We start from the raw sequence: 17,734 nt of genomic DNA on the forward strand, positions 1-17,734 counted from the left end.
TCTCCTTAATGGCCCGAATGCGCGTCGTCAGTTTTTTCAGGATGACGCATGCGCTCCAATGCACCGCTAATATTGGCTTCGGAGTCAATCAGGAACAGACCGCTGACCACGACAGAATCGCCTTCGCTCAGTCCGCTGCCAATCGCGGACTGCTGCTGAGATTCATGCAGAACATGAATGCTTTTCGGCACAAAACGCCCTTCCGCATCGACCACAATCACCCGCTGTTCTTTGCCCGTATCAATCACGGCCTGGGATGGGATCAGCAGCATCTCCTGGCTCCTGGCGTTCAGTTTCAGGTAGGCGTTCATGCCGGGTTTCAGGCTTTCGTCTTGGTTGGAGACCTGCAAACGGACCTGCAGCGTGCGGGTAGTTTGATCCACGCTGGGGAGAATGTTCCATTTTTCAACGGCAAACGATTTATCCGGATACGCGGGCACTGAAATTTCAAACTGCGAGCTGTCTTTGAGAAGATACGCAATGGATTCCGGCACGGCCGCACTGATCCAGACCGGATCCATCCCCTGAATCTGTGCCACCACGTTATCTTTGGTAATGTTCATGCCCGTGCGCAGGTTAAACGCCGTAATCACGCCATCTATGGGGGCCTTGATAGTAAAACGGGTCTGGATACTCCGGGTCGCACGCAGTCGTTGAACATCCTCTTCCGGCATGCCGGCAAGACGTAGTCGCTCCAGAACACCTTTTATCTGGGTTGGGGTTCCGCCGGTACCCGATAACAACAGGAACTCGCTTTGCGCTTCTACCCATTCCGGAATGGTGATATCGATAAGCGGTGTCCCTTTTTTAACATGATCGCCCACGGTCAGTGGGTACACTCTCTCAACGAAACCCTCAGAACGCGCCTGCACAATGACAAACTGATATTCGTTATAACTGACGTTGGCCGGTATGGTCTGGGCGTAATTCAGCGCTCCCCGCGTCACTTTCTGCGTTTTGAGTCCCAGGTTCTGAACCTGCGTCGGATCAATACGAATACCCTCACTGCTTTTTTCGTCATTTTCATCGGCATATTTCGGCACCAGATCCATATCCATAAACGGAGACTTGCCGGGTTTATCAAACCGGGTATCCGGCTTCATCGGGTCATACCAGAAAAGTACCTTTCTCTCCGTCGTGGTCTGTTCTGTTTTTTCTGCGGAATGCACAGACTGCCAGGCGATAACTGAAATCAGCCCTCCTGCAATAAGGCTGCCGAGGGTGACGGCAGCAAAATTTATTCTTAAAGAGGCCATGCTTTTTCTCGCTATTTAATGCTCTTGAGTAAAGAGATATTGCCCTGCTGAACAAACGTAAAATTAACGTGGCTGCCGGCTTTTAAGGCGAGAATAGTTTCGTCTGCCTGGACAAAGGTGAAACGCATGGTCATGGCGGGCCAACCAATCGCTGGAATAGCATCGTGCGCGATAGTGATTTTTTTAGTGCTCAGATCAATCGCTTTCACCACGCCGGTTCCCGCGATGACCTGCTCTGGCGTGGCTTGTGCTGCTGTGCTCATCTCCCCGTGCTGATGTGTTTCAGCATGCAGGCCTGCAGAAAATATAACGGAGAGTGCGCCCAGTACGACCGCGTTAAATAAACTGTTCATTTTTTGATTTCCTGATGGAGTAATTAAAAGAAATTACTCAACCCAACCGCCACCCAGCGCGGTGAATAAGTTAATTTCATTCACCTGTCGGGAATAGATAAGGTCGAGAATGGTTTGTTGTGTTGCAAAAAGAGAACGTTCGGCATCAAGCACTTCAATGTAACTGACCGCGCCACTGGAATATAAACCTCTGGCTCGCTGCAGGGTGATGTGTAGCGAATCAAGATAACGTTGCTGGGCGTCGAGTTGCTGACTGATGCTGTCCCGCAATGCGAGCGCGTCGGCGACCTGTTTAAAAGCCGCCTGAATTTTTTGTTCGTAATTGACGATTGACTGCTGCTGGCGAATTTCAGCCAGTTTGAGATTGGCTTTATTCCTTCCGGCATTAAAAACAGGAATGTCAATTTTCGGAATAAAATTCCACATCCCGCTTCCTGCGGTGAAGAGGCTGGATAATTCCGTACTGCTTGCTGAAAGCCCGCTGGTTAGCGTAATAGACGGGAAAAAAGCGGCACGCGCCGCGCCAATATTGGCATCAGCCGCTTTCAGTTGATACTCCGCTTCCATAATGTCCGGGCGCTGAAGCAATATTTCTGACGGCAGACGAGGCGGCAGTTTGACGGGAGAAATCTCATCGACGCTGCCTCCTTTCTCTGCCGGCAGCGCGCGATAGGTTCCCAGAACCTGCTGCAGGGCATTATTGGCCTGAGCCAGCTCGCCTTCTCTTTTCGCTATTTCTGCACGGGTACTTTCAATCTGCCCCCGGGCCTGTTCAAGTGCCAGAACGTTGGTGCTGCCCGTTACCAGCTGTTGTTCAACAAAAGCCCAGGATTGTTGATAGTTTTTTAGCGTATCGCGGGCAATACGACGTTGTTTGTAGGCCAGCTGCTGGCTGAAATAGCTCTGCGACACGCTGGAGACGAGCAGGATATGCACGGCACGGCGGGCCTCCTCGCTGGCAAAATAGTTCTGTCTGTCAGCATCACTCATATTCCTGAGTTTGCCGAAGAAATCGAGTTCGTAACTGAGGTTCAACCCTGCGTCGTACTGCTGTGTGGTCGGCTTGTCCGTTTTCAGCCCACCGCTGTAGGTCACACCTGACGAGGCATTCAGCTGCGGATACCGGTCGGCATCCGTCACGTTGAACTGCGCGCGCGCTTCTTCAACCTTAAGGGCGGCCATTTTTAAATCACGGTTGTTATTCAGGGCTTCGGCGATCAGTGCTGCGACCTGAGGATCGGTAAAAAAGCTACGCCATCCGCTGTCGTGATACCCCGCCACCACCGGCGTGAGGCTATTACGGGATAACGAGAACTGCTGCGGAACCGGTGCTGGCGGACGCGCATATTCTGGTGCCAGCGAGACGCAGCCTGCCAGGAAAAATATTGTGCTAATGCTAAGTCGTTTTAATGTGCACATCACGCTTCTCGTCCAGGCAGACCTGGTAAATGTTTCAAATGAAGTCCAGAGTATTACCAGGGTTACTCTACAGCGTGCTTCCTGTTTGCCTGGTGACAGGATAATGACAATGTTGTCATTCTTAACGTAAGTCATTGATAACGGTTTGAGGCTCTCTAGAATGTCCAGAGCAGCCAGTCAGGGGAGCAACATGAAAATACTGATCGTCGAAGACGAGATAAAAACCGGGGAGTACCTCAGCAAGGGGCTGACTGAGGCGGGGTTTGTGGTGGACCACGCTGACAATGGCCTGACCGGATATCATCTCGCCATGACCGCCGAGTATGACCTCCTGATTCTGGATATCATGCTTCCCGACGTGAACGGCTGGGATATCATCCGCATGCTACGTTCTGCCGGGAAGGGAATGCCGGTTCTGTTACTCTCAGCCCTTGGCACTATTGAACACCGGGTGAAGGGTCTTGAACTGGGCGCGGATGATTACCTGATCAAACCCTTTGCCTTTGCGGAGCTTCTCGCCCGCGTCAGGACGCTTCTGCGACGGGGCAATACGGTGATCACGGAAAGCCAGTTTCAGGTGGCTGATCTGATGATTGATCTCGTGTCCAGAAAGGTGAGCCGCGCGGGCAACCGCATCCTGCTGACCAGCAAAGAGTTCAGCCTGCTGGAGTTTTTTATGCGACACCAGGGGGAAGTGCTGCCCCGCTCCCTGATTGCATCCCAGGTCTGGGACATGAATTTTGACAGCGACACCAACGCGATTGATGTCGCCGTCAAACGGCTTCGCGCGAAAATAGACAATGATTATGAGCCGAAGTTGATCCAGACGGTCCGCGGCGTGGGGTACATGCTGGAGGCACCGGATGCGCGTTAAATTACCCGGACGCCCTTTTTCATTAGCCCTGAGGCTGACGTTTTTTATCAGCCTCTCCACGATACTGGCATTTTTCGCCTTCACCTGGTTTATGCTGCACTCCGTTGAAAAGCATTTCGCCGAGCAGGATATCAACGATCTGCAGCAAATCAGTACCGCGATGCACCGTATCCTGCAGTCCCCGGCAGATCCGGACGAGAAGAAAATCAGTAAAATCAAAGAGTCAATTGCCAGCTATCGTAACGTTGCGGTTCTGCTTCTCGACGCGCGTGGGGAGGTGTTGTTCAGTACGGCGCAGGGGGCAGCGTTACGCCCTGCCGTGAACACGGCGGCATTCAGCACGCACAGCCGGGCACGGGATGTGTTTCTCTGGACGGTAGATGCCCCCACCCTGCAGAGTCATTCCGGCGCTGAGATGAAAAGTGACACGTACCGGATTATCGCCTCGTCAGGCACGGCAACGCTGCAGGGAAAAGCGCAGAATTACGTTATGCTGATCGGGCTTTCTATTAATTTCCATCTCCATTACCTCGATGCGCTGAAAAAGAACCTGATTGCGATTGCCGTGGTGATCAGCCTGCTGATTATTCTTATCATTCGAATCGCGGTCCGTCAGGGACACCTGCCGCTGCGTAACGTCAGCAATGCCATTAAAAATATCACCTCTGAAAATCTCGATGTGAGGCTGGAACCGTCGCGCGTTCCGGTTGAACTGGAGCAACTGGTGATTTCGTTCAACCATATGATTGAAAAGATTGAAGATGTGTTCACCCGCCAGGCGAATTTTTCTGCCGATATCGCCCACGAAATCAGAACCCCCATCACCAATCTGGTGACCCAGACTGAGATCGCACTCAGCCAGAACCGGACGCCGAAAGAGCTGGAAGATATTCTCTACTCAAGCCTTGAAGAGTATAACCGTATGACCCGGATGGTCAGCGATATGCTGTTCCTGGCGCAGGCGGATAATAATCAGCTGATCCCGGACAGGGTGATGTTTGATTTAAGCGCGGAGGTCATTAAAGTCTTTGATTTCTTCGAGGCCTGGGCGGAAGAACGCCATATCACGCTGACGTTTCACGGGATGCCCTGCCTGATCGAAGGCGATCCGCAGATGTTCAGACGCGCAATCAACAACCTGTTATCCAATGCCCTGCGCTATACGCCGGAAGGCAAGACGGTGACCGTCTCAATCGACGAACGGGAAAACGATTTTGAGCTGATGATTGCCAACCCCGGGAAACCTGTCCCGCAAGAACATCTACCCAGGCTGTTTGACCGTTTTTACCGGGTGGATCCTTCCAGGCAGCGAAAAGGCGAAGGCAGCGGGATTGGTCTTGCCATTGTGAAGTCAATTGTCACCGCGCATCATGGCAAAGTCCGCGTCGAATCGGATGCTCAGTCGACACGCTTTATCTTGTCCGTGCCTAAGCGGGTTACTCAGCACTGAGTGGTTGCTGCACAGCCCGACACACGTCCAGCACTTTCTCTCTCAGCCAGCGGTGTCCCGGATCCCTTTCCATTCGCGGGTGCCACATCTGCGATACCGTAATGGTTCGGGTTTTAAACGGCAGTTCAAAGACATGCACACTCTGCGCCATCGGCTGGTTCAGCAGATACAATGCCGGAACCATGGCGATCAGATCGGACGCCAGCGCCACGGATAACGCCGTCGGGAAACCGGGCACGACGCTGGCAATTTTGCGCTTCATCCCCACTTCTGCCAGCGCATCGTCGACAAAGCCGTGTAGCGATCCGTCGGGCGCGGCAACCACGTGGCCCCAGGAAACATAATCGTGAAGGCTGATCGTGGGGTGTGCCGCCAGCGGATGTCCCTTACGCACCGCGGCAATGAACCGATCCTGAAATAATCGCTGCAGGCGTATTTCAGGTCCCATGTTGCTCTGCACGCCAATTTCCAGGTCAACCAGCCCTTCCCGCAGATAGCGTGACGTTTTCTCAGGCTTCGGCGAGAACCGAATACACACATCGGGCGCAGCTTCGGCCACGGCGGCAATCAGCAATGGGCCAAATGCGACCACAAAACCATCATTGGCTCTGATGGTGAACAGCCGCTCGAGGTTTTCCACCTTCAGCGTTTCAGTGGAGGGCTGCAGTACGGCTCTAGCCTCATACACGGCGCCTCGGGCTCGCTCCCGGGTGGCCTCGGCCCAGGGCGTCAGCACCATATTACGCCCTGCCCGCACCAGGATCGGGTCGCCGGTCACCTCTCGCAGCCGGCTCAGGGTACGGCTCATGGCTGACGTACTCAGGTTTAAACGCCGCGCAGCACCCGCCACGCTGGCTTCGGCCAGCAGGACGTCGAGGGCGACAAGCAAATTAAAATCCGGATCGGACATGATGCATCCTCAGATAAGGCGTTGTATGCAACTGAACAGTGCAACTGCTGCGTCTTCCGCCTTGTATATCCCATGATTATAGTTTCGTCATCAACATTCTTTCCGGAGTTACGACGATGACGCTATTTTCAAACCAGCCCGGCGACGAAGGATTGCCCCGCCATGAACGCGCCCGGGTGATGGCCGCGGTAATGACCACCACGCTGATGGGAGTTTTTGATGGCACCATGATCAACATCGCCTTGCCTTCGATGGCCAGCGCGATGCAGGTGCCCGCGAATGTGGCCGTCTGGTTCGCCAATGGGTATCTGTTGTCCGCGGCCATGACTCTGGCCATCTTCGCCGCCCTTGCGGCCCGCGTTGGCTACCGCCCGGTGTTTCTGACCGGACTTGCCGTCTTTACACTCACCTCGCTCGGCTGCGCGCTGGCCCGCACCCCGGACATGCTGATCGGGATGCGGATATTGCAGGGGATTGGCGGGGCGGCCACACTGAGTATTGCCCCGGCGATACTGCGTGCCGTCTTCCCCGGTCGACTGCTTGGCCGCATTCTGGGACTGCACGCCCTGCTTATCGCCTCCAGCACGGCCATTGCACCCGTACTGGGCGGGACGATCCTGGACGTACTGCGCTGGCAGTGGTTATTCGCCATTAACCTTGTTCCCGGAACGATTGCCCTGCTGTTGGCCTGGAAGGCCTTACCACGACAACCGGCTTCAGATCCCTCTCCGTTCGATGCCCCGGGGGCACTGCTCTCCGCGGTCCTGTTGGGGGCGATGATCATGACGGCCAACAGTTTCCAGCGTGCTTCGCACCACATCAGCCACGAGGCCATCAGCTGGGCGCTGCTCGCCACGATTAGCGCCATCACCTTTGTCTGGCATATTCGCCGCGCCCGAAGCCCCATACTGCCTCCCGTTATTTTCCACAACGGACGCTTTACGCTCGCCGCGCTCACGTCGCTGGCCTCGTTTGTGAGCCAGGGCATCACCTTTATCGCCCTGCCGTTCCTGTTTCAGAGCGTGTACGGCTACAGTCCGGTGGTCTCCGCGCTGCTGTTCACGCCCTGGCCGATAGGCATCGTACTGATTGCGCCGCATGCGGGCCGCTGGGCAGACACAATTTCAGCCCCGCTGATATCTACCCTTGGGCTATTCGTGTTTGTGGTGGGGTTGATCCTGCTCGCGACACTGCCCGCCAGCCCTTCCGCATGGAATATCTGCCTGCGAAGCCTGGTGTGCGGGATTGGTTTTGGCTGTTTTCAGAGTCCCAATAACCGGGAAATGCTCTCTAACGTGGTGCGGGAGTATGCCAGCTACGCATCCGGCGTACTGGCTATCGTGCGGACGTTTGGACAATGCCTGGGGGCTGCCGTGGTCGGCGTTCTGCTGGCCACAACGCAGAATCAGCCGGCTTTTGACGATCGGGCCGTTCATTATTCACTGTGGATTGCGGTCATTGCTTCGGCGGTTTCTGTCGTGTTTAGCGTGAGCCGGCTGCGCGCCACGCGTCAGGCTACGGCATAAACACGGTGCAGCGCATAACGCGCTGCACCTGTGATTTACTCCAGCGCCAGCAGCGCAAAACTCGCCAGCCAGTGTCCACCGCTGTAGTGGCTTCCCACCACATGCTCGACGCTTGCCGTCAGATGTCGGTTGACTGCCTCGCGCAGCGCCTGTTGTCCCGGATGGTTATCCGGCAGCGCGCGGGCAATATGCTTCATGCACCAGGCGCGGCTGAGGTTTAACCCATCCAGATGGGCAATTTTCGGGTCGGTACGATCGCTCACTTCTGCCGGGTGCATCAGGGCCAAAACAGACCCCACATCAGGAAGAAAGGCGTCAAACCACGCCGGGAAATGCTCCGCCACCTTACTCATCAACAGCGCTTCCGTCAGCGCGCCGGAAATGTACTCATCACCACCCGGTTCATAGTGAGCCGGGTAATGCGTGTCAGCCAGATAAAAGCGCGTCGCCGCCGTCAGAATAGCCTGTTCAAGGGTGTTATCCTGCACTGCACGGGCGTAATCAATCCCCAGCGCCAGCGCAAAAGCGGTGTTGTAATGCGTACCGACACGGATCGGATAGGTGAGCTTGCAGAGGTAATCCACCAGCCTGTCGCGAATGTCCTGCGTTAACGGCTGCAGTGTCTGATACCAGCTGGCGGCCTGAGGTAACGCGGATTGCTTCAGCTCCTGTGCCAGCGCCAGAAGCCAGCCGTAGCCATAAGGGCGCTCGAACGAGGCGCGAAACGGTGCATTGAAATAGGCCAGCTCTTTCGCCACCTTCTCCTGCGTGAAGTGTTCATCAAACAGGGCGACAATTTCATCCCGGCACGACAGTTCAGGGTAAAGCCGCACGCAGCGCAGCAGCAGCCAGTAGCCGTGCACCGCCGAGTGCCAGTCGAAGCAGCCATAAAAAATGGGATGCAGTTCGCGAGGTGGCAGGACATCACCGTCATCATTAAGCAGGTGCATAATGTGGTTCGGATATTCCTGGCGTAAATAGGTCAAAGGCATGCGGGCAAACGCGTCGGCCTGGTGTTGCGTTAATTCCATATCAGCTCCTTAGATCGTTGCCGCGCTTAGCGAAAAACGAGGAAATACATTAAGAACACGTTGACCACCAGCAGGGTTAACGCCGTTGGGATCTGGATCTTGATCACCTGGTACTTATCTTTAAGCTCCAGCAGCGCGGCCGGGACGATATTAAAGTTGGCCGCCATCGGCGTCATCAGCGTGCCGCAATAGCCCGCGTACATGCCAATCGCCAGCAGCGGTGCCGGGTTACCATGGTGAACGTTAATCAGGAACGGCAAGGCGATACCGGCGCTGAGCACCGGGAATGCCGCGAAGGCGTTGCCCATGATCATGGTGAAAAGCGCCATGCCCACGCAGTAAATCACCACCAGCATGAACCGGCTATCGGGGTTCACAAACAGGCTTACGACCTTCTGGACTGACTCGCCGGTGTTCGCCACCACAAATACCCCGCCCAGCATGGCCAGCATCTGTGGCAAAATCACCGCCCAGCCAATGGTGTCGACCAGGCGCCGGGACTGGCGAATAGCCTGCAAGGGCGTGCCTTTTGTCAGCCACCAGCCGGTCAGGATCGCCGCCACACAGGCGACGCACAGTGCCGCCAGCGTGAGCTGTTTCTGGTCAAGAAGGAATACGCCCCCTATCGACACCCCTTTCAGGAATAATGTCCCGATCACCGTAACCACCGGGATCATCAGCGCAGGCAGGAAAAGCCAGTTTTTCAGCCGCGTTGACGAGGCTTCGCGCTCGGCATCGGTAGCCATTTTATAGTGCCCTTTGCCGACCAGACCAAAGCCTGCCAGCAGAGCAATCACAATGACGCAGCCGCCGATGATTCGATAAGCAAGGGATTTGCCCAGCTCCTGCACCATCAGGTCGCCAAACAGGAAGATCCCGCCGAACAGGAACCAGAACAGCGCGGTGGTAAAACGTTTAGGATTCGCGCGATCGCGCAGGGTCATCACGACCAGCAGCATCACGACAAATCCGATCAGATAATACACGCGGTTAATGGTGATCAGGGTCATCATGGCGCGATCTCCTGAGTACCCTGCTCAGCGCGCCAGGACATAACGTCACGACGGATGCTGGCATCCAGACGCAACAGGCGCGTCATATGAATAATCAATGCCGCGATGGCGGTCGGAATGGCCCACAGACCGATATGCAACGGTTCAATGCCCTGTATCCCATTCTCTTTCAGGAAAGCGTCGATCAGCAGCACCGCGCCAAACGCGATAAAAATATCTTCGCCAAAGAAAACCGCGATGTTGTCGCACGCCGCGGCATGCGCTTTGATCTTGTCCCGGATATGTTGCGGCAGTTCGCCATACTCATTGAGCGCTGCGCCTTCGGCCATCGGTGCCAGCAGCGGACGAACGGTCTGAGCATGCCCACCCAGCGACATCAATCCCAGCGCGGCCGTCCCTTCACGCGCCACAAAATAGAGCATCAGAATACGTGCCGAGGTGGCGCTGGCAATCTTTGCCACCCACGCCTGCGCCCGCTCTTTCAACCCGTAATATTCCAGCAGGCCAATAACCGGCAGGATCAGAATAAAGGTCGCCAGGGAACGACTGTTGACGAACTTCTCGCCAAAGGTCTCCAGCAACATCCCAAAATCCATGCCAACCAGCAGTCCGGTAGCCAGCCCCGCCACCACAACCACCAGTAGCGGGTTGAAACGCAGAGCAAAACCAATAACCACCACCGGTATACCGATGAGCGGCAACAGTGTCGAACCGTCCATAAACGTTTACCCTATCCAAAGTGAGCGTTGCGCGCCGGCGGCTATTTTTTTAATACTTCGCATCATGGCGAAGCGGGATGCAGTGCGGCGCGCGATGTTGTGTTTTGCGTCAGGCTCCGCAGAACCTGCACTAAAAAGCTATATCTGAACCACAAAAACATGTAAACAATTTATCAATAAAATGTTCTTATTTTATCGATGAGTTTACATTTCCGGGCCAACGTCACCCCCCCGTAAGGAACGTTATGACTGCAAAGAAGAGTGCTGGATCATCAAATCACGACGATATAACCGATGGCCGTATCGTGTCCTCTCGCCATCTGGTATCGGAACGTTGCGCGGAATTATCAGAGCTGGAGTACGCGTTGATCATGACCAGCAACGCGTTTAACAAATGGATGGTGCGCTGCATGACCGCAGCCGGTGAGCCAGATATGGGCGCTTTTGATGTCTCGCTTCTGCATCACGTGAACCACCGCGATCGCAAGAAAAAGCTGGCCGACATCTGTTTTGTCCTGAACGTGGAAGATACCCATGTGGTGACGTATGCACTGAAGAAGCTGGTAAAGGCGGGCTACGTGACGAGTGAAAAAGCCGGAAAAGAGCTCTATTTCTCAACGACGGAGGAAGGGAAAGCGCTATGCATGAAATACCGCGACGTGCGGGAAGCGTGCCTGATCAATATCCATGCGGAGAGCGGGATTTCCGGAGCGTCTATTGGTGACACCGCGCAGCTGCTCCGGACCATATCTTCCCTGTATGACACCGCCGCGCGGGCGGCGGCATCACTGTAGTTAAGGGCGTCTGAAAAGCGAAATACTTCGTCCGGCCAGATTGTATTCCACGGCTTTGGTGATGACCGTCTCGGGGACAACGCCATCCGCCGTGGAGAGTTCCAGTACCCAGCCTCCTTCGCCAAACTGGGGGATCTGGAACGGCACGGTGCCTTCAAACGGGTTAAACAGCATCAGCACATCGTGCCAGAGGCCCGGCTCCTGTCTGAGGTCCGGTCTGCTGATGGATACGCCGAGGGTGGAACCTTCATCCCACTGCTCATCCTGCTGCGGGCCGCCGCCGGCGTTAAACCAGCGGATCTCAAGCCCGTCGCGCCAGCTTTCACGCCGCAGCAACGGCTGTTTCGCGCGAAGGGCAATCAGATGGCGGGTAAAGTCGCGCAGGGCGGTGTCGTTTTCCGATAACCCCTTCCAGTCGATCCAGGAGATCTCGCTGTCCTGGCAATACCCGTTATTGTTGCCCTTTTGCGTACGGCCAAACTCGTCCCCGGCCAGCAGCATTGGCGTGCCATGAGAGAACAACAGCGTGGTGAGGAAATTACGCTTTTGCCGCTCCCGGGTAGCGATAATATCCGGATTCTCTGTCGGCCCTTCCTCTCCGTAGTTATACGACCGGTTATCGTTATGCCCGTCGTTATTGTCTTCACCATTGTCGGCATTATGCTTTTCGTTGTAAGACACCAGGTCATTCAACGTAAAGCCGTCGTGAGCGGTGATAAAGTTGATGCTGGCCCACGGACGGCGTCCGCGCAGGTCGTACAAGTCACCGGAACCGAGCAGACGCGCGGCGAAGTCGTTAGACACGTTATCGCCCTTCCAGTACTCACGTACGGTATCGCGGTATTTGTCGTTCCACTCCCCCCAGCCCGGCGGGAAGCCGCCGACCTGATAACCGCCAGGGCCGATATCCCAGGGCTCACCAATCAGCTTCAGACGGGATAACACCGGATCCTGCGTGACGGCATCGAAAAAGCCACCGCGTGGATCAAAGCCTTCGGGCTCACGGCCCAGAATTGTCCCGAGGTCGAAACGGAAACCGTCAATATGCATCGATTCGGCCCAGTAGCGCAGCGAATCCATCACCATCTGCAGCACTCTCGGGTGGGAGGTATTCACCGTATTCCCCGTGCCGGTGTCGTTAATGTAATACCGGTGTTGATCGGGTAAGGTACGGTAATAGCTGAAGTTATCGATGCCCTTAAACGACAGCGTTGGGCCGAGCTCATTGCCTTCTGCCGTGTGGTTATAGACAACATCGAGGATCACCTCGATGCCTGCGTCATGGTAGGCGCGCACCATATCGCGAAAACCCTGGATCCCCGCCGGACCGTAATAGCGTGACGCCGGCGCAAAGAAGCCGAGCGTGTTGTAGCCCCAGAAGTTTTTCAGCCCCCTGTCGAGCAGGTGTTGATCGTCCGGGAACCAGTGAACCGGCAGCAGTTCAACCGAGGTGATGCCAAGGCTTTTGATGTAATCGACCGAGGCTTTGTGTCCCATCCCTTCAAATGTACCGCGCAGTTCAGGCGGGATCGCCGGGTTAAGCTGGGTAAAGCCCTTCACGTGGCTCTCATACACAACGGTATTCGGCCACGGAATGGTTGGCCGGTTATCGTCCTGCCAGTCAAAAGCATTGGGGTCGATGACCTTGCATTTTGGCGTGAACGGCGCGCTGTCGCGGGTATCAAAACTGAGGTCGAGATCGTCATGACCCAGCTCATAGCCGAAATGGGCGTCGTTCCAGTCGATATCGCCCACCAGTTCACGGGCATACGGATCGATAAGCAGTTTATTGGGGTTGAAGCGATGCCCGTTTTCCGGGTCATACGGGCCGTAAACACGATAGCCGTACAGCGCGCCAGGCTTCAGATCCGGCACATAGCCGTGCCACACTTCATGGGTATATTCCGGTAGCTCCAGCCGGGCGATTTCGGTTTTTCCTGAAGGGTCAAACAGACAGAGCTCAACCCGCTCCGCATGTGCTGAAAACAGCGCAAAGTTGACCCCCTTCCCGTCATAATTTGCGCCTTGCTGCTGGCCATGACCGGCCCGAATTTCAAACGTATTATCCTTTGGCATTTTTTGTTCTCCACGATCATTCGCAGGTAAGCAGAACCATTAAGCATCCCGTTTCAGACGTTACATCCAGCGTCTCTTGCAGAACCCGGCTTTCACCGGTGAACAGATCCCGGTAGCGTTTTCCTGCCAGCGCATCGGGTATAGCAATAGTGGTATTGGCCCACAGTGCTTCATGGGTCGTCACGTCGAAGACCAGCCGCGGCACGGCAACAATCAGCGCCTCCTCGTCTTTCACGCGTGCATAAACAATCAGGTTCTCCGCCCGCTCGCCGCTCACCTTCAGCGGCAGCCAGTCACCGTAATGGAATAGCGCGGCATAATGCGGACGAAGCCGTAACAGCGTGGCGGTGACATATTGCTTAACGCTCCCGTCTCGCCAGCATTCCGGGCGGGCAAACACCCCGGCATCCGCCGTGCTGAGGTGGCGCACCAGCGCGGGGAAATCCGGTTCCCGTCGGTTATCCGGGTCGACAAGGCTAAAGTTAAGCGCTTCGCAGCCCTGATAGATGTCCGGTACCCCGGGTGCGGTAAGTTTGATCACCGTTTGGCTGAGGCTGTTCATCAGCCCGGCACGGATAAAGGGCTGCATCGCCTCACTGAAATCCTTCAGGAACAGGGTGTTGTCCGGTGAAAGCAGATGCCGGGCATAGCTCAGCACCACGCTCTCATAGCTTTCGTTGCTGTCTATCCAGTCTGTGCGTTGTTTGGCTTCGCGCAGCGCTTTCTCCAGGAAGCCGAGGAAGCGCTCTTCGAGTGATTTCAGCCCGTCGACATCGTCAGGTGACAGCGTGGCGGGCCAGACGCCGGCCAGAGCCTGATAAATCATCCAGGTATCGGCAGCGTTCGGCGCGGTACCGTCGCTCAGAAAACGCACCTGGGTTTGATTCATCTGCCGCCAGCGGGCCAGATTTTCGCCCCACTGTTCCGGCGCTTCCGTCAGGGTATAGAGGCGTGCCCGGGCATCTTCACCGCGCTTCGTGTCATGGGTGGATGTCCCGAGTAAGGCGTCAGGCTGACGGGCAAGGCGGATGCGCATTTCCTGATGAAAACGCGATAGCGAAAAGGCGCGCGGCGTCGGGTCTGCCCCCACTTCGTTAAGCGCCAGCTCCAGGTTATGGCGAAAGAACAGCGTATCTTCCACGGATTTCGCCATCAGTGGCCCGGTGAGTTGCTGGAAGCGGGTTCTGAAACGTGCCGCGTCGTCGTGGCAATTTTCAGGAAGATCGCCGGTAAGAATGCATACGATCAGGCTCAGGGCCGCTTCAGAGGTGTTAACGCTTGCGACAACGCGATTGAGCAGCGCCACGTCAGAGGCGGTTAATCCTTCACGGGTGCCGTAGGTCCGATACACCGGAAACGCGATCAGCAGCTCGCGCAACGCATGGTGGATCTCATCGGGTTGCAGTTCAACCGCATTGCGTCGGGCAAGATCGGTGGCGATAGTTAACAGGGTAGTGAATTCGCCCTCGAAATTGCGATCGGTCATCAGCCCTTTGGCATCCCGTAACGCTGCAAACCGATCAACGGTTTCCCCGAGCGTGTCGTCATGGATTTTCTCCAGGCGGTCAAGGCGGCTGTCGTCCACCAGAACTTCCGCCAGCGAGGCAATAAACTCGTACCCCGTGGTGCCAGAGACTGGCCATTCGACGGGCAGCTGTTCCCCTTTGGCGAGAATTTTTTCAACCGTGATATAACAGGCCGGTCCGGTTGCCTGGCGCAGACGCTGCAGATAGCCCAGCGGATCGGCCAGACCGTCGATATGGTCAATGCGCAGACCGTCAACGACGCCAGAATGAACCAGTTCAAGGATCAATCGGTGTGTATCACTAAATACCGACGCGTCTTCAACCCGCACGCCCACCAGGCCGGTGATTTCAAAGAAACGCCGCCACGAGAGCTGTTTCGGGGCTTCACGCCAGGACATCAGCCTCCAGCTCTGGGCCTCATGCAGCGCCGCAATGCTTTTACCCTTCACAAAGGTCCCCGGGTTAAGAGGATAGGCGGTGTCGTAGTAGACCAGCGCTGCCTTGTCCGTGACAGGGTCACGTTTTACAGTGATGGCGCCCTTCTCAAGCTCCGCCTCAAAGGTGTCGCCCAGAAACGGCAGCGTAAGCGGCCGTGACCAGTCAATATCGAAATAGCGTGCGTAGCGGCTCTGTTTGCCATGCTCAATCACGTCTCGCCACCAGTGATTCTCCAGCGAGGTCGACATGTGGTTAGGCACAATATCCAGTATCAAGCCCATTCCCGCCTGCCTGAGCGCGGCCGCCATACGGTCGAATCCTTCTCGTCCGCCAATGGCGGGGTCAATTTCATTCGGGTCGGTCACGTCATAGCCGTGGGTAGAGTCGGTCGTGGCGGTGAACACAGGTGACGCGTAAAGATGGCTGATGCCGAGATCTTTCATATACGGCACCAGTTCCACGACACGGTCAAACGTCATGCCGTTGCGGAACTGAATACGGTAGGTCGCGGAAGGGATCATAACGATGCTTCTCCATCAGCAAAGCGAACAACAATACTGTTCGTCGGTAACACCTCGTTCACCTCCGGCCAGTTAAAGAGCGTTTCTCCTGCCAGTGCAGGCACATCAACAGCCTTATTGCCGGTATTGAACGCCAGAGACAACGTTCCGGTCGGGAATCGCCAGCTCACTGCAATCATGCCGGGTGCCGTCCTGATGACCTTGCCCTCCACCGTGACGCCCTTTCGCAGTAACGGAACGATATGACGATGGCGCAACGTCAGCAGCGTTCGCGTGAAGCGAAGCCACGTTTTACCGTCATCGGTGGCGACCTTATTCCAGTCAATTTTGGAGCGAATAAAGGTCTTCACGTCATTCGGATCGGGGACGGACGCATCGTGCCCGGCATGGCCGGTAAACTCTTTTGCGCGCCCTTCTCGCACTGCTTTGGCAAGCTCACCGTGAAAATCGGTAAAGAACAAAAACGGATTGGTTTCACCAAACTCTTCCCCCATAAACAGCAGCGGAATATGGGGCGAAAGCAGCAGTGCAGCAAGCAACACCCGTGTTTTATCGGCCCCCGCGAGGGCGATCAGTCTCTCTCCCTGAGCGCGGTTGCCGGTTTGATCGTGGTTTTGAATAAAATCGACAAAAAACTGTGGCGGCTGCGTGTGACATTCCACGCCGCGCGATTTGCCGGTCTGGAGAGAAACCTCGCCCTGATAGACAAAACCTTCTGTCAGCGCACGGGCGAGTTTTTTCTCCGGTTCAAAGGCAAAATCCTGGTAGTACGCATGCGTTTCGCCGGTGGCAAAGACATGCGCGGCATTGTGAAAGTCATCGTTCCACTCCGCGGTAAAAAGCGGGGTCGCACCGTGTGCGTCGCGCGGATGCAGGAAGATAACGTTACGGCTGTCTTCGGTGGTGAGATGGATCTGCCGCCCGGGGATAGCCTCGCGAATGCGTTCGGCAATCTCCTGCAGGATATGTTTATCCGATGCGTCTTCAATCTGGTCGATGGCATCAAACCGTAACCCATCAAGATGGTATTCCGTCAGCCAGAACAGCGGGGCTTCGGTAATGTATTGTCTGACCGGTTCAGCCTCGTAAGCAATCCCGTTGCCCCAGGGCGTCATCCGTTCCGCGTCGAAAAACGCGGGTGACAGCACAGGCAGATAATTCCCTTCCGGACCGAAGTGGTTAAGCACAATATCCAGCACGACAGAAAGCCCAAGCCCATGCGCAGCATCGATAAAGGCGTGGAAATCTTCTGGCGTGCCATAGGCAGAGTGCGGTGCATACAGCAATACCCCGTCATATCCCCAGCCGCGCGATCCGCCAAACTGTGAGACGGGCATGACTTCAATCTGGGTAATGCCAAGTTCAGCCAGGTAAGGCAGTTTTTCAATGGCGGCCCGGAAGGTGCCCTCCGGGGTAAAGGTGCCGATGTGCAACTCGTAAATCACCGTGTCTTCCCACGGTCGCCCTGCCCACTCCCGGTTGCCGGGCGGATACCGTCTGGCATCGATGACAACCGAGGGACCGTTAACATCCCCAGCCTGGGCGCGCGACGCCGGATCGGGTATGGCCATGCCGTCCTGCAAAACATACTGATATTCTGTGCCGTGCGTGACGCCGGGGACGTCAATCTGGAACCAGCCGCTGCCGACCGCCGTCATTGGCAAGTCGTTTTCTGCCAGACGTAGCGTAAGTTCTTTCTGTCCTTCTGCCCAGACGCGAAAACGTACAACGTCATTGGAAATAAACTCAGCACCCCAGTGTTTTTGAAATGTCCTGAATTCCATTCATTGTCCTCGAATGACCCACATTTTACGCGGAATGAAGTACA

At 55.8% G+C, this 17,734-nt stretch carries 14 protein-coding genes; 4 read left to right on the plus strand and 10 right to left on the minus strand.

Going from position 1 to position 17,734, the window contains the following annotated elements:
- Window positions 1-5: 5 nt before the first annotated feature.
- The 3 genes from L462_RS16300 to L462_RS16290 are packed head-to-tail and all read right to left on the minus strand — an operon-like array spanning window position 6 to window position 3,028.
- Window positions 6-1,256: an efflux RND transporter periplasmic adaptor subunit gene (locus tag L462_RS16300; protein WP_032678166.1), complete on the minus strand. Its 1,251-nt coding sequence runs from the start codon at window positions 1,254-1,256 to the stop codon at window positions 6-8.
- 11 nt (window positions 1,257-1,267) lie between these two features.
- Window positions 1,268-1,609 (minus strand): cation efflux system protein CusF, encoded by a 342-nt coding sequence (gene cusF / locus L462_RS16295; protein WP_032678167.1) that lies wholly within the window; start codon window positions 1,607-1,609, stop codon window positions 1,268-1,270.
- Between the two features lie 33 nt (window positions 1,610-1,642).
- On the minus strand, window positions 1,643-3,028 hold the full coding sequence (locus tag L462_RS16290; RefSeq protein ID WP_025204174.1) for an efflux transporter outer membrane subunit: 1,386 nt from the start codon (window positions 3,026-3,028) through the stop codon (window positions 1,643-1,645).
- Between the two features lie 190 nt (window positions 3,029-3,218).
- On the opposite strand from L462_RS16290, the gene silR reads away from it, so the two are divergent.
- Both silR and L462_RS16280 read left to right on the plus strand, forming a co-directional pair.
- Window positions 3,219-3,902, plus strand: coding sequence for a copper/silver response regulator transcription factor SilR (gene silR, locus L462_RS16285; protein WP_032670366.1), 684 nt, complete (start codon window positions 3,219-3,221; stop codon window positions 3,900-3,902).
- On the plus strand, window positions 3,892-5,352 hold the full coding sequence (locus L462_RS16280) for a Cu(+)/Ag(+) sensor histidine kinase (RefSeq protein ID WP_032678168.1): 1,461 nt from the start codon (window positions 3,892-3,894) through the stop codon (window positions 5,350-5,352). The genes silR and L462_RS16280 overlap by 11 nt, the downstream gene beginning before the upstream one ends.
- Here L462_RS16280 and L462_RS16275 read toward each other — a convergent pair.
- Window positions 5,339-6,262: a LysR family transcriptional regulator gene (locus L462_RS16275; RefSeq protein WP_032678169.1), complete on the minus strand. Its 924-nt coding sequence runs from the start codon at window positions 6,260-6,262 to the stop codon at window positions 5,339-5,341. The two genes, L462_RS16280 and L462_RS16275, sit on opposite strands and share 14 nt — an antisense overlap.
- 116 nt (window positions 6,263-6,378) lie before the next feature.
- On the opposite strand from L462_RS16275, the gene L462_RS16270 reads away from it, so the two are divergent.
- Complete coding sequence (locus L462_RS16270; protein ID WP_032678170.1) at window positions 6,379-7,788, plus strand: MFS transporter; 1,410 nt, start codon at window positions 6,379-6,381, stop codon at window positions 7,786-7,788.
- Window positions 7,789-7,823: 35 nt separating this feature from the next.
- Here the strand turns inward: L462_RS16270 and L462_RS16265 are convergent, their stop codons facing one another.
- The 3 genes from L462_RS16265 to L462_RS16255 are packed head-to-tail and all read right to left on the minus strand — an operon-like array spanning window position 7,824 to window position 10,551.
- A complete protein-coding gene (locus tag L462_RS16265; RefSeq protein WP_032678172.1) occupies window positions 7,824-8,819 on the minus strand; it encodes a DUF2891 domain-containing protein in 996 nt (331 codons plus the stop codon).
- A 26-nt stretch (window positions 8,820-8,845) separates the two neighbouring features.
- Window positions 8,846-9,832: a DUF979 domain-containing protein gene (locus L462_RS16260; RefSeq protein ID WP_014170090.1), complete on the minus strand. Its 987-nt coding sequence runs from the start codon at window positions 9,830-9,832 to the stop codon at window positions 8,846-8,848.
- On the minus strand, window positions 9,829-10,551 hold the full coding sequence (locus tag L462_RS16255; protein WP_014170091.1) for a DUF969 domain-containing protein: 723 nt from the start codon (window positions 10,549-10,551) through the stop codon (window positions 9,829-9,831). Before L462_RS16255 ends, L462_RS16260 begins: the two co-directional genes overlap by 4 nt.
- A 245-nt stretch (window positions 10,552-10,796) precedes the next feature.
- On the opposite strand from L462_RS16255, the gene L462_RS16250 reads away from it, so the two are divergent.
- Window positions 10,797-11,345: a winged helix DNA-binding protein gene (locus tag L462_RS16250; protein ID WP_014170092.1), complete on the plus strand. Its 549-nt coding sequence runs from the start codon at window positions 10,797-10,799 to the stop codon at window positions 11,343-11,345.
- Here the strand turns inward: L462_RS16250 and glgX are convergent, their stop codons facing one another.
- Genes glgX through treZ form a run of 3 tightly spaced genes read right to left on the minus strand, consistent with a single transcriptional unit; the run spans window position 11,346 to window position 17,690 of the window.
- Window positions 11,346-13,421, minus strand: coding sequence for a glycogen debranching protein GlgX (glgX, locus tag L462_RS16245; RefSeq protein ID WP_032678173.1), 2,076 nt, complete (start codon window positions 13,419-13,421; stop codon window positions 11,346-11,348).
- A gap of 16 nt (window positions 13,422-13,437) precedes the next feature.
- Complete coding sequence (gene treY, locus L462_RS16240; RefSeq protein WP_032678174.1) at window positions 13,438-15,906, minus strand: malto-oligosyltrehalose synthase; 2,469 nt, start codon at window positions 15,904-15,906, stop codon at window positions 13,438-13,440.
- Window positions 15,903-17,690, minus strand: coding sequence for a malto-oligosyltrehalose trehalohydrolase (gene treZ / locus L462_RS16235; RefSeq protein ID WP_032678175.1), 1,788 nt, complete (start codon window positions 17,688-17,690; stop codon window positions 15,903-15,905). Before treZ ends, treY begins: the two co-directional genes overlap by 4 nt.
- Window positions 17,691-17,734: the final 44 nt, after the last annotated feature.

Source organism: Enterobacter sp. BIDMC 26, assembly GCF_000534435.1.
GTDB classification, from domain to species: Bacteria; Pseudomonadota; Gammaproteobacteria; order Enterobacterales; family Enterobacteriaceae; genus Enterobacter; species Enterobacter ludwigii.